Annotated in this window: 6 protein-coding genes and 1 pseudogene; 6 read left to right on the top strand and 1 reads right to left on the bottom strand. The window is 62.3% G+C overall.

All coding sequences use genetic code 11. The features are described from left to right. The first annotated feature begins 2 nt into the window (after positions 1-2). From F0169_RS07820 to F0169_RS07805, 4 genes and pseudogenes are all read left to right on the top strand, one after another. On the top strand, positions 3-1,337 hold the full coding sequence (locus F0169_RS07820) for a TolC family outer membrane protein (RefSeq protein ID WP_122251189.1): 1,335 nt from the start codon (positions 3-5) through the stop codon (positions 1,335-1,337). A gap of 30 nt (positions 1,338-1,367) precedes the next feature. Then, positions 1,368-4,325, top strand: coding sequence for an autotransporter serine peptidase EprS (gene eprS, locus F0169_RS07815; RefSeq protein WP_152746178.1), 2,958 nt, complete (start codon positions 1,368-1,370; stop codon positions 4,323-4,325). 239 nt (positions 4,326-4,564) lie between these two features. Next, positions 4,565-7,584 (top strand): annotated as a pseudogene (locus tag F0169_RS07810) (autotransporter domain-containing protein). Between the two features lie 111 nt (positions 7,585-7,695). Then, positions 7,696-9,126 (top strand): polyurethane esterase, encoded by a 1,431-nt coding sequence (locus tag F0169_RS07805; protein ID WP_152746177.1) that lies wholly within the window; start codon positions 7,696-7,698, stop codon positions 9,124-9,126. A gap of 57 nt (positions 9,127-9,183) precedes the next feature. Here the strand turns inward: F0169_RS07805 and F0169_RS07800 are convergent, their stop codons facing one another. Beyond that, a complete protein-coding gene (locus tag F0169_RS07800) occupies positions 9,184-9,408 on the bottom strand; it encodes a YgdI/YgdR family lipoprotein (protein ID WP_058411561.1) in 225 nt (74 codons plus the stop codon). A 187-nt stretch (positions 9,409-9,595) separates the two neighbouring features. Between F0169_RS07800 and F0169_RS07795 the strand changes: the two genes are divergently transcribed. Both F0169_RS07795 and F0169_RS07790 read left to right on the top strand, forming a co-directional pair. Further along, positions 9,596-11,242 (top strand): VRR-NUC domain-containing protein, encoded by a 1,647-nt coding sequence (locus F0169_RS07795; RefSeq protein ID WP_152746176.1) that lies wholly within the window; start codon positions 9,596-9,598, stop codon positions 11,240-11,242. Continuing rightward, a complete protein-coding gene (locus F0169_RS07790; protein WP_152746175.1) occupies positions 11,239-13,494 on the top strand; it encodes an ATP-dependent DNA helicase in 2,256 nt (751 codons plus the stop codon). The genes F0169_RS07795 and F0169_RS07790 overlap by 4 nt, the downstream gene beginning before the upstream one ends. Positions 13,495-13,574 lie beyond the last annotated feature (80 nt).

Raw genomic sequence — 13,574 nt, 5'->3', positions numbered from 1 at the left:
GCATGAAACCTGTGTTCATTGCCTTGCTGCTGTGCTGCACCAGTGCACACGCGGCCATGGGCCCGTTCGATGTGTATGAGCAGGCGTTGCGTAACGATCCGGTGTTTTTGGGCGCGATCAAGGAGCGCGATGCGGGCCTGGAGAACCGCACCATCGGCCGCGCCGGGCTGTTGCCGCGGCTGTCCTACAACTACAACAAGGGCCGCAATAACTCTGAAGCGCACCTGCCGGACGGGCGCGGCGGCAACTACCGCGACGACCGTAACTACAACAGTTACGGCTCGACCTTCAGCCTGCAACAGCCGTTGTTCGACTACGAAGCTTATGCCAACTACCGCAAGGGCGTGGCGCAGTCGCTGTTTGCCGATGAAAGCTTTCGTGACAAGAGCCAGGCGCTGCTGGTGCGCGTATTGACCTATTACACGCAGGCGTTGTTTGCCCAGGACCAGATCGACATTGCCCGCGCCAAGAAGAAGGCCTTCGAGCAGCAATTCCAGCAAAACCAGCACCTGTTCCAGCAAGGCGAGGGCACGCGCACCGACATTCTGGAAGCCGAGTCACGTTATGAGTTGGCCACCGCCGAAGAGATCCAGGCGCTGGATGAGCAGGACGCATCGCTGAGGGAATTGGGCGCGTTGATCGGCGTGCAGAGCGTCAACATCAATGACCTGGCACCGCTGAACCAGAGCTTTGCCGCCTTCACGCTGACCCCGGCCAACTACGACACCTGGCATGAACTGGCGATCAGCAATAACCCGACCCTTGCGTCGCAGCGCCAAGCCGTGGAAGTGGCGCGCTATGAAGTCGAGCGCAACCGCGCCGGGCACTTGCCCAGGGTCACCGCCTATGCCAGCTCGCGCAAGCAGGAGTCCGACAGCGGTAACACCTACAACCAGCGCTACGACACCAACACCATCGGCATCGAAGTCAGCGTGCCGCTGTATGCCGGTGGCGCCATCTCGGCATCCACCCGCCAGGCCAGTCGCGGCATGGAACAGGCCGAATTTGAGCTGGAAGGCAAAACCCGCGAAACCCTGATCGAGCTGCGGCGCCAGTTCAGCGCCTGCCTGTCGGGCGTGAGCAAGCTGCGCGCCTATCAAAAGGCGCTGAGCTCCGCCGAAGCGCTGGTGGTGTCGACCAAGCAAAGCATCCTCGGCGGCGAGCGCGTCAACCTCGATGCGCTGAACGCCGAGCAACAGCTTTACAGCACCCGTCGCGACCTGGCCCAGGCGCGTTACGACTACTTAATGGCCTGGACCAAATTGCACTACTACGCGGGCAACTTGCGCGACACCGACCTGGCAAAAGTCGACGAGGCCTTCGGCCCTGTGAAATGAGCCGCCATAACAACAATAAGGATGGTTTTAATGATCACCGATTCACCGCGCTTCAAACCCTTTACCGCAGGCTCATTGCTGCTGTTGTCCGTTGCGGCTCAAGCGGCTTACACCGAGACCGGCCAGCCGGGTAACCCGGCCAGTTGGCGTTCTGCCGAATTCCAGAGCGACTGGGGCTTGGGCCGCATGAAGGCGGATGAAGCCTACGCCGCCGGAATCACCGGCAACGCGGTGAAAATCGGTGCGCTGGACTCGGGGTTCGATGCCGATCACCCGCAAGCCTCCACAGCGCGTTACCACGCGGTCAGCGCCACCGGTACTTATGTGGATGGCAGCGCGTTCAGCACCACCGGCACGCTCAACCCCAACAACGACTCGCATGGCACGCATGTCACCGGCACCATGGGCGCGGCCCGCGATGGCGAGGGCATGCACGGCGTGGCCTACAACGCGCAAATCTATGTGGGCAACACCAACGCAAATGACAGTTTTCTGTTTGGCCCGACGCCAGACCCCAAGTACTTCAAGGCCGTGTACAGCGCCTTGGTCGATTCCGGCGTGCGCGCGATCAACAACAGTTGGGGCAGCCAGCCCAAAGACGTCAGCTACCAAACCCTCGGCGACCTGCATGCCGCCTACGCGCAGCATTACCAGCAGGGCACGTGGCTGGATGCGGCGGCGGACGTGGCCAAGGCCTCGGTGATCAATGTGTTCAGCGCCGGCAACAGCGGCTACGCGAATGCCAGCGTGCGTTCGGCGCTGCCGTACTTTCAGCCGGAACTCGAAGGCCACTGGCTGGCCGTGTCGGGCCTGGACAAGGCGAATAACCAGAAATACAACCAGTGCGGCATCGCCAAGTACTGGTGCATTTCCACCCCCGGCGCGTTGATCAACAGCACCGTTCCGGGTGGCGGCTACGGCGTAAAATCCGGCACCTCGATGTCGGCGCCGCATGCCACCGGCGCCTTGGCGCTGGTGATGGAACGCTATCCGTACATGAATAACGAGCAGGCCTTGCAGGTGCTGCTGACCACCGCCACGCAGCTCGACGGCTCAATTACCCAAGCCCCCAACAGCAGCGTGGGCTGGGGCGTACCGGACCTGGGCCGGGCGATGCACGGGCCAGGGCAATTGCTTGGCGCGATGGACGTAAACCTGGCGGCCGGGCAGGGCGATGTATGGAGCAACGGCATCTCTGACCAGGCGTTGCTGCAACGCCAGGCCGAGGATCGCAGCGAACACAGCGCCTGGCAGCAAACCCTGATCGACAAGGGCTGGCAAAACGGCGTGAGCGCGACCGCCAGCCAGCAGGACCAGACCGACTACGCGGTGGGCAGCGCACGCGACCTGGCTGCGGCGAACCGCGTGTACGCAGGCAGCCTGATCAAGTCCGGTGCCGGCAGCCTGGTGCTCAGCGGTGACAGCACCTACCGCGGCGCAACCACCATCAATGGCGGCTTGCTGGCGGTCAATGGTTCGTTGACCTCGGCGGTGACCGTCAACAACAGCGGCACGCTTGGCGGTTCCGGGCGCATTGCAGCGCTGCAGGTGAACAGTGGCGGCCGCGTGGCGCCAGGCAATTCCGTGGGCACCTTGCAGGTGGCGGGCGACGTGAATTTGGGCGCGGGCTCTACCTACGCGGTGGAACTGACGCCGACCAGCAGCGACCGCATTGTGGCGGGCGGCAAGGCCGTGCTGGGTGGCGGCACGGTCACCCTGGCGCTGGAAAACAGCCCGACGTTGCTCAGCCAAAGCCAGGCGCAAAGCCTGATCGGCCGTCAATACAACATTCTTCAGGCTGCCGGCGGCGTACAGGGGCAGTTTGGTCAGGTGCTGCCTGACTATCTGTTCCTTGGCGGCACGCTCGACTACGCGGCGAATGGCGTGCAATTGAACGTGGTGCGCAATGAGACCAGCTTCGCCAGCGTCGGGGCCACCCGCAACCAGCGCGCTGTGGCTGGCGCCGCCGAGCAATTGGGCGCGGGCAACCCGGTGTATGAAAGCGTGCTGCAGTCGGATTCGGTGGCGGCGGCCCAACAAGGTTTGCAGCAGTTGTCGGGCGAAATCTACCCGGCGCTTGGCGCGATGCTGATCAACGACAGCCTGCAACTGCGCGACGCGGTAGGCGAGCGCCTGCGCCATGTGCCGGTCAGCGGCGAGCGCAACCTGTGGTTCAAGGCGCTTGGCGCCTGGGGCAAGGCCGACAGCCGCAGCGAAACGGCGGGCGCCACGACGTCCATCGGCGGCCTGCTCGCGGGTGTCGACGGCGCCCTTGATGAGCAGACGCGCGTGGGTGTGGTTGCCGGCTACAGCGACAGTTCATTGAGCCTGGGCAACGGCACGCATTCATCGGCGTCCATCGACAGTTACCACTTCGGCGCGTACGCCGGGCGTGAGTTGGGTGATTGGCGCGTCAGCGTCGGCGGCGCTTACAGCTGGCATCGCGGCGATGTAAAGCGTGACCTCAACTATGGCGAGGTCAGTGGCAAGCAAAAGGCCAAGCTGGAGGCGCGTACTGCGCAGTTGTTCACCGAGGCCGCCTACCGCATTCACCTGCAACCGTTGGCGCTGGAGCCGTTCGCCAACCTGGCTTACGTGCATTTGGACAGCGATTCCTTTCACGAAAAAGGTGATGCCGCAGCGCTTGAGCGCGGCAGCGATCAGCGCGATGCGCTGCTCAGCACGCTCGGTCTGCGGGCGCTGAAAAGCCTTCCTTTGAATGACCACCAGCAACTGCAATTGTCCGGTTCGCTGGGCTGGCAACACAGCCTCAGCGCCGTCGAATCCGCCGAGCACCTGGCGTTTGTCGCAGGCGGGCCTTCGTTCGCGGTGCGCAGTACGCCGTTGCTGCGTGATGCCGCGCTGGTCGGTGTGCAGGCCAGCCTGGCGCTGAGCGCGCAGACGCGAATCAACCTGGATTACAACGGCCAGTTGGGCGGCCGCGAAAAAACCCAGGGCGTGGGTTTGAGCCTCAACTGGCAGTTCTAAAACACCCTCATTCAAACCAGCTCCACCACTGAGCGTTCCCACGCGCAGCCAAGGATGCCTCCCGTGACGCCTGACAACCTCGCCAACAGCGGGACGCAGAGCGCCTGGGGCGGCATTCCCACGCAGCGCGTGGCAACGATCAAAAACGTCATAAAAACTAAGGACGGTCAACGTGAACAAACGCAAATCAGGGGGGGGGTTCCCCGACTCGCACAGGCCCGGGCTACCCGCTCAGTGCGCTGCTGTGCTGCCTGGCAGGTCTGGGCAGCGCCCAGGCCGCGCCCTATGTAGAAACCGGCAAACTGGGCGACGCCGCCAGTTGGCGCAGCGACGAGTTCAAGGCCGACTGGGGCCTGGGCGCGGTGCATGCAGACACCACCTACGCGGCCGGCTACACCGGCAAGGGCGTCAAGCTTGGGATCTTCGATCAGCCGGTGTACGCCGCGCACCCGGAATTTGCCAGCCCCAACAAAGTGGTGACGATTGTCACCGAGGGCATTCGCCAATACACCGACCCGTACATTCCGGTGAAGGCGGGCGATGCATTCCGCTACGACGGCACGCCGTCGTTGGGCTCCAACGGCAAATTGGGTAACCACGGCACCCACGTCGGCGGCATCGCTGCGGGTAACCGCGATGGCGGGCCGATGCATGGCGTGGCGTTCAATGCGCAAATCATCAGCGCCGAAAACGGCGACCCTGGCCCGGAAGACGGGATCATCCTCGGCAACGACGGCGCGGTCTACAAAGCCGGCTGGGACGCACTGGTCGAAAGCGGTGCGCGAATCATCAATAACAGCTGGGGCATCGGCATCGGTGAGCAGTACGCGAAAGGCGGGCGTGACCCGGCCTTTCAGAATTTCACCGTGAATGAAGCGCAGGCGCAGTTCAATAACATCCGGCCGATCCTCGGCACTCTTGCCGGTGGCGCTTATCAAGGTGCAATTGATGCCGCGCGCAGCGGTGTGCTGACGATCTTTGCCGCCGGTAACGATTACAACCGCAACAACCCGGACGCGATTTCCGGCCTCGCGTATTTTGTGCCGGACATCGCGCCGAACTGGCTGTCGGTGGCGGCCTTGCAGCAAAACCCGGACACCACCAGCGCCAATCCTTATGTGATCAGCACCTTTTCGTCGCGCTGCGGCTATGCGGCGAGCTTTTGCGTGTCGGCCCCCGGCACGCGCATCTACAGTTCGATCATCAACGGCACCAGCCTGGAAAACCTCACCACCGACTACGCCAACTTCAACGGCACCTCCATGGCCGCGCCGCACGTGGCCGGCAGCGCGGCGGTGTTGATGGAGCGCTTCCCTTACATGAATGGCGAGCAAATTTCCACGTTGCTGAAAACCACCGCCACCGACCTCGGCGCGCCGGGCATCGATTCGTTGTATGGCTGGGGCATGATCAACCTGGGCAAGGCAGTAAACGGGCCGGGAATGTTCGTCACGGCTGAAGATATTCCGGCTGAGTTTCGCATCGACGGTGCGTATGGCAGCGGGCAATTTGTAGCTGACCTGCCAGGCATCGGCGCGGTGGTGGATGCCGGCAAACCGACCGAACGCGTGTGCACCGACGTGCATTGTGGCCGCGATGTGTGGAGCAATGACATCTCGGGCCATGGCGGCCTGACCAAGCAGGGTATCGGTACGTTGCTGCTGACCGGCAGCAACACCTACAGCGGCCCGACGTTGGTTAACCAGGGTTTGCTGGCCATCAACGGCTCGGTGACGTCTGACGTCACCGTCAGCCAGAGCGGCATCGTCGGTGGCTCGGGGCGCATCGGTTCGCTGACTGCGCAAAGCGGCGGCACCGTGGCGCCGGGTAACTCGATTGGCACGCTGAACGTGGCGGGCGATGTGACCTTTAACGCTGGCTCGACTTATGCGGTGGAGTTGTCGCCGACCAGCAGCGACCAAATCGTCGCCAGCGGCACCGCCACGCTCAACGGCGGCACCGTGACCCTGGCCCTGGAAAACAGCCCGACCTTGCTGAGCAGCGCGCAGGCCGCAAGCCTGATCGGTCGTCAGTACAACATCCTGCAAGCGGCGGGTGGCATTACCGGCAATTTCGCTGCGGTACTGCCCGACTACCTGTTTATCGGTGGCACCCTGAACTACGCCGCCAACGGCGTGCAGTTGGCTGTGGCGCGCAATGCCAACAGCTTCGCCAGCGTCGCCGCCACCCCAAACCAGCGTTCCGTCGCGGCGGCTGCCGAGCAATTGGGGGCGGGCAACGCGGTGTATGAAAGCCTGTTGTTGGCGCCGACTGCGGCTTCGGCACAAGGCGCGTTCCAGCAACTGTCCGGCGAAATCTACCCGGCGTTGGAAAATGCCTTGGTCAACGACAGCCGCTACGTGCGCGAAGCGGTGGGTGAACGCTTGCGCAATGGCGACATGGGCGCGAGCAGCCAAACCCTCGATAGCCGTGGCAACGTGTGGGTCAAGGCACTCGGTGCGTGGGGCAAGACTGACAGCCGCAACGACACCGCAGGCTACACCAGCGCCATCGGCGGCCTGCTGGCCGGCGTCGACGGCGCGCTGGACGACGCCACCCGCATCGGCTTGGTGGCAGGCTACAGCGACACCTCGTTGAACATGGGCAGCGACACTCACAGCCGTGCCTCGGTCGACAGTTACCACTTCGGCGCCTATGCCGGGCGTGAGATCGGCGCCTGGCGTTTGAGTGGCGGCGCGACCTACAGCTGGCATCGCGCGACGTGAAGCGCGACCTGCAATACGGCGCTGTAGCTGGCAAGCAGACCGCCAAGGTCGATGCACGCAGCACTCAGGTGTTCACCGAAGCGGCGTACCGCGTCAACCTGCAACCGTTGGCGCTGGAACCGTTCGCCAACCTGGCCTACGTGCACCTGGACAGCGATGGTTTTACTGAAAAAGGCGATGCCGCTGCGTTGAAAGGCCGTGACGACACCCGCGACGTGGTGCTGAGCACCTTGGGCGTGCGTGCCTTGAAGACCTTCAACGTCAACGACCACCAGCAACTGGAGGTGTCCGGCACATTGGGCTGGCAGCACAACCTGAGCAGCGTCGATTCCGAACAGCACCTGGCGTTTGCCTCGGGCGGGCCTTCGTTTGCGGTGGAAAGTACGCCGCGCGCGCGTGATGCGGCATTGGTCGGCGCTCGCGTCAGCCTGGCGCTGAGCAAGGAGGCGCGGGTGAGCTTTGATTACAACGGCCTGCTGGCCAGTAAAGACAAGGTGCACGGGGTGGGTTTGAGCCTCGACTGGGCGTTCTAAAGGGTGACAAACCTGATGCATACGCCGGGCGCTTGTTAGCGCCGGGCTTATGCATCAGCGGTACAAGTGTTTTCGCTTTCTCGACAAATCCAACAAAAGAGAGGCATTACCATGGGTATCTTTGACTATAAAAACCTTGGCAACGAGGGTTCCAAAACGTTGTTCGCCGATGCAATGGCGATCACCTTGTATGCTTACCACAACTTGGATAACGGCTTTGCCGTGGGCTATCAGCACAACGGTTTGGGCGTGGGCTTACCCGCCACACTGGTCGGTGCGCTGCTCGGCAGCACCGATTCACAAGGCGTGATTCCCGGCATTCCCTGGAACCCCGACTCGGAAAAAGCCGCGCTTGAGGCGGTGCAAAAAGCCGGTTGGACGCCGATCAGTGCGAGTGCGTTGGGCTATGGCGGCAAGGTCGATGCGCGCGGCACCTTCTTTGGCGAAAAAGCCGGCTACACCACGGCGCAAGTCGAGGTGCTGGGCAAATACGATCACGCCGGCAAGTTGCTCGAAATCGGCATCGGCTTTCGTGGCACCTCGGGGCCACGCGAAAACCTGATCAGCGATGCCATCGGCGACCTGATCAGCGACCTGCTCGCCGCCTTGGGGCCTAAGGATTACGCGAAAAACTACGCGGGTGAAGCCTTCGGCGGCCTGCTCAAAAATGTCGCCGACTATGCCGGTGCGCAGGGCTTGAGCGGCAAAGACATCGTGGTCAGCGGCCACAGCCTGGGCGGGCTGGCGGTCAACAGCCTGGCGGATTTAAGCAGCAGCAAATGGTCGGGTTTCTACAAGGACGCCCACTATGTGGCCTTCGCCTCGCCAACCCAAAGTGCCGGCGACAAGGTGCTGAATATCGGTTACGAAAACGACCCGGTGTTCCGCGCTTTGGACGGCTATTCCTTCAACCTGTCGTCGCTTGGCGTGCACGACAAGCCGCACGATTCGACCACCGACAATATCGTCAGCTTCAACGACCACTACGCGTCGACGATGTGGAATGTGCTGCCGTTTTCGATCGTCAACCTGCCGACCTGGGTGTCGCACCTGCCCACGGCGTATGGCGACGGTATGACGCGCATCCTCGAATCCGGCTTCTACAACCAGATGACTCGCGATGCCACGGTGATCGTCGCCAACCTGTCCGACCCGGCGCGGGCCAACACCTGGGTGCAGGACCTCAACCGCAATGCCGAACCGCATAAGGGCAACACGTTTATCATCGGCAGTCACGGCGACGACCTGATCCAGGGCGGCAAAGGTGCGGACTTTATCGAGGGAGGCAAGGGCAATGACACGATCCGCGACAACAGTGGGCATAACACCTTTTTGTTCAGCGGCCACTTCGGCAACGACCGCGTGATTGGCTACCAACCGACAGACAAACTGGTGTTCAAGGATGTGGCGGGGAGCACCGACGTGCGTGACCACGCCAAGGTCGTCGGCGCCGATACCGTGCTCACGTTTGGCGCCGACTCGGTGACCCTGGTGGGCGTCGGGCATGGCGGGCTGTGGACGGACGGTATTATGATCGGCTGAGTTAAAGCCCTGTGGCGAGCAACCACAAAGGGCCGCTCGCCACAGGCACGGTTGTGATTACTTTTCGTCGCGCACTGTGGCCACGTCATCCGCTTTCACGCGGATGTGCTTGCCGGCTATGTCGGTGAATTCATAGAAGCCGTCGGCGGTTTTGGTTTTGGGGGTGTCTTTCGTCAAATACTGCGTGCCATTTTGCAATGTCACCACGGTTTGCGTCGCGCAACCGGCCAGTACCAGAAAAGTGAGTGCAACCATCGGTAGACCCAAATTCTTCATGTTCATAACCCTGCCTTTAACCCTGAAAAGTCCCGCGCCATGGGCTGCGGGCCGATAAATGTTACTCGATCAACAGCCCTATCTGATCACTTTTATACGAAAAGTTGCGTGCGCCATTTATCTATTAGCGATTGCAACAAGCGGTTTGCATCGGCACTCTGTATGCATAACCAGTATTTGATCAGCGCGCGCCATGGCCAACCCCCTCGACGACCCCTTGTATTACCTGCACAACTTCCGCCAAGTGCTGCATTGGCTTGCGCAGCGCTATGCCGATTTGCTCGACGCCGATGAATTGCACTTCATTCAGCAATTCGACAGGTTGCCGCAGGCTTCGCAAGCGCTGCTGGTGCGCATGGTGATGCGCAAGGGCGTGCACTTTCGTGCGAGCAAACTCAACTACCTCGAAATTGGTTGCACCCACGCCGCCGCGCTCGCGCTGGTCGAACAGGGCTGGGTGGATGAGCGCAGCCTGCTGGCGTTTGAAGCGCTGTTCGCGCTGCTGCAAAAGGGCGAAGTTCTCGACGCGTTCAAACCGTGGATTGATCAACCCAAGGCCAAAAAGGCCGATTGGCTGGCGTCGCTGGCCGAGCAGTTCACCGAACAGCGCAGCTTTACGCAGTGGTGCCCGCAGGTCGGCGATGCGCTCTACAGCCTCACCGTGATGGACCTCTGCGACCGCCTGCGGTTGATGTTCTTCGGCAATCTGTACCAGGACTGGTCGGAGTTCGTGCTGGCTGACCTGGGCATCTACACCTACGAAAAAGTCGAGTTCTGCGCCGAGTCGCGTGGCCTGCGCAATCGCGACGATGTGCACGGGTTTCTGTTCCTGCACCACTGCCAGCAGGCCTTTGAAGCGGGGCAGGCGCTGGACGAGGTGTTAGCGCAAATAGCGACGCTTGCCACCGACAATCCCTGGCTGGAAAAACGCCGTGCCAAACTGCTGTTCCAGATCGGCCAATGCTGCGAGCGCAGTGCCGAACTCGACCTGGCGCAACAGATTTACCGTGCTTGCGCCTACCCCGGCGCGCGTTCACGGCTGATTCGGGTGCTCGAGCGCCAAGCCGATTACAGCCAAGCCATGGCCCTGGCGTGCGCCGCGCAACAAGCGCCGGAAAGCGCCGCCGAACACCAGCATATGCTGCGGGTGCTGCCGCGCCTGCGGCGCAAACTTGGCGAGCCGGCGCAGCCCAAGCCCAAGCCGCGTGCGGTGACCCGCCTGGACTTGGCGCTGGCCGTGCCGGAGCCGCTGATGTCGGTGGAATATTGCGTGCAGGCGCACCTCAGCGAGCCCGATGCGCCGGTGCATTACGTCGAGAATGGGCTGATCAATTCGCTGTTCGGGCTGTTGTGCTGGGAGGTGATTTTCGCGCCGTTGCCGGGCGCGTTTTTCCACCCGTTCCAGCGCGGGCCGGTGGACCTGCACAGCGAAGATTTTCATCAGCGCCGCGCCAGCTTGTTCGCCGCGTGTTTTGAACAACTCTCGGATGGTCGCTACAAAACCACCATCCGCCAACGCTATGCGCAAAAATGGGGCATTCAATCGCCCTTTGTGTTCTGGAACCTGCTCAGCGAAGAGCTGTTGGAGCAGGCGCTGGCGTGTTTGCCCGCCGAACACCTGCGCTATTGGTTTGAACGCCTGCTGCTCGACATTCGCGCCAACCGGACCGGCATGCCCGACCTGATCCAGTTCTGGCCGGCGCAAAAGACCTACCGCATGATCGAGGTCAAAGGCCCCGGCGATCGCCTGCAAGACAACCAACTGCGCTGGCTGGAGTTTTGTGGTGAATACCAGATGCCGGTCACCGTCTGCTATGTGCGCTGGGCAACACCCGCTTGAGCTATAAGGTCGCGGTGCGCGCGCTGTGCGAGTTCACGGGCAAGGTCGGCGACCTCGACCTGCGTTTCACACCGTCGCCCAGCGCCCAGGAAGGCATCGTCGGCCACCGCACCGTCGCCTCGCGGCGCAGCGCGCATTACCAGCATGAAGTCGCGCTGGAAGGCGAATACCAGCAGCTCACCGTGCGGGGCAGGGCGGACGGCTACGACCCTGACCGCAATCGCCTGGAAGAGGTCAAAACCTATCGCGGCGACCTCGACGCCCAGCCGGCTAACCACCGGCTGTTGCATTGGGCGCAGGTCAAGGTTTATGGCTGGCTGATGTGCCAGAAGCTCGGGCTTGGCGAAATCGACTTGGCGCTGGTGTATTTCGACATTGTCGGCGAGGGCGAAACCCTGCTCAACCAGCGCTTTCAGGCGGCCGATCTGGCGCTGTTTTTCAACCAGCAATGCGCGCTGTTCCTCGGCTGGGCGCGCCAGGAGATGCAGCACCGCGAAGCGCGCAACAGCGCCGCGCAAGCGCTGGCGTTCCCGCACGCTGACTTTCGCCCCGGCCAACGCGCCTTGGCCGAATCGGTGTACAAGGCGGTCAGCACCGGCCGCTGCCTGATGGCTCAGGCGCCCACCGGCATCGGCAAGACCGTCGGCACGATTTTCCCGCTGCTCAAGGCGCTGGCGCCACAACAACTGGACAAAGTCTTCTTCCTCACCGCCAAGACTCCCGGCCGCAAGTTGGCCCTCGACGCCGCACAAGTGCTGTACGACAGCCATGCCGAATTACCGCTGCGGGTGCTCGAACTGGTTGCGCGGGACAAGGCCTGCGAACACCTCGACAAAGCCTGCCATGGCGACTCCTGCCCGTTGGCCAAGGGCTTTTACGACCGCTTGCCCGCCGCGCGCACGGCCGCCTCCAGGGTGCGCCTGCTGGACCAGCGCAACCTGCGCGAGGTGGCGCTGGCGCATGATGTGTGCCCGTACTACCTGAGCCAGGAAATGGCGCGCTGGGCCGACCTTGTGGTCGCCGACTACAACTACTATTTTGACTTCGGCGCCATGCTGTTCGGCCTGGCCCAATTGAATCAATGGCGGGTCGCGGCGCTGGTCGACGAAGCCCACAACCTGGTCGAGCGTGCGCGTTCGATGTACAGCGCGAGCCTTGACCAATACAGCCTCAAGACCGTGCGCGACACCGCGCCCGAGCCACTGAAGAAACCCTTGCAACGCCTCAACCGCGAATGGAACGCCCTGCACAAGGACCAGCTCGCGCCTTACCAGGCCTATGCGAGCAAGCCGGACAAACTGCTCCAGGCGCTGAGCCTCTGTGCGAGCGCGATGGGCGATTATTTCAACGATTACCCCGAAGCCCTCAGCGGTGACCTGCAAGCCTTCTACTTCGAGGCGCTGCAATTTGCCAAAGTCGCCGAGCTGTTCAACGAACACTTCATCTTCGACATCAGCAAGCGCCAGTTCGGCGGCAAACGCAGCGCCTCAACCCTGTGCCTGCGCAATGTGGTACCCGCCGAATTTATCCGGCCCAGGCTCACGGCCGCGCGCAGTAGCGTGCTGTTTTCTGCGACCTTGAGCCCTCGGCATTATTACGCCGACTTGCTCGGCTTGCCGGCAGACACCGCGTGGATCGATGTGGAGTCGCCGTTCAAGGCCGAGCAATTGCAGGTGCGCATCGTCGATCAAATCTCGACGCGTTTTGTGCATCGCCACGCCTCCCTCGAACCGATAGTCGAATTGATCGCCCGGCAATTTGCGCAACAGCCAGGCAACTATTTGGCGTTTTTCTCAAGCTTCGATTACCTGCAACAAGTGGCGCAGTTGATGGCACAGCGGTACCCGCAGGTTGCGCTGTGGTTGCAATCACGCGGCATGGCCGAGGCCGAGCGGCACGCCTTCCTCGATCAGTTCACCCAGCACAGCCGGGGCATCGGCTTTGCGGTGCTGGGCGGCGCGTTTGGCGAAGGCATCGATTTGCCGGGCGCACGCTTGATCGGGGCGTTTATCGCGACCTTGGGGTTGCCACAACTGAACCCGGTCAACGAGCAAATGAAGGCACGCATGGGTGCGATTTTCGGCGCAGGCTATGACTACACTTACCTGTACCCCGGCATTCAAAAAGTCGTGCAGGCAGCGGGGAGGGTGATCCGCAGCCAACAGGATCGCGGCGTGGTGATGTTGATTGATGACCGCTTCGGCGAGGCGCGCGTGCGGCAGTTGTTGCCACGCTGGTGGGCAGTGGAATAAGTGCGCCGGGGTTATTGATGCTTCTGGTGGGAGCGGGCTTGCTCGCGATGCAGGCACCTCGGACCATCAGGCATACCCAG

The organism is Pseudomonas kitaguniensis (assembly GCF_009296165.1).
Lineage (GTDB): Bacteria > Pseudomonadota > Gammaproteobacteria > Pseudomonadales > Pseudomonadaceae > Aquipseudomonas > Aquipseudomonas kitaguniensis.
This window is presented reverse-complemented; position numbering and strand designations above follow the sequence as displayed.

What these genes read in the sequence shown, in the direction of transcription:
- F0169_RS07805 (WP_152746177.1), top strand. Translation starts at nt 7,696, where the DNA reads ATGGGTATCTTTGACTATAAAAACCTTGGCAACGAGGGTTCCAAAACG.
- F0169_RS07795 (WP_152746176.1), top strand. Translation starts at nt 9,596, where the DNA reads ATGGCCAACCCCCTCGACGACCCCTTGTATTACCTGCACAACTTCCGC.
- F0169_RS07800 (WP_058411561.1), bottom strand. Translation starts at nt 9,408, where the DNA reads ATGAACATGAAGAATTTGGGTCTACCGATGGTTGCACTCACTTTTCTG.
- eprS (WP_152746178.1), top strand. Translation starts at nt 1,368, where the DNA reads ATGATCACCGATTCACCGCGCTTCAAACCCTTTACCGCAGGCTCATTG.
- F0169_RS07820 (WP_122251189.1), top strand. Translation starts at nt 3, where the DNA reads ATGAAACCTGTGTTCATTGCCTTGCTGCTGTGCTGCACCAGTGCACAC.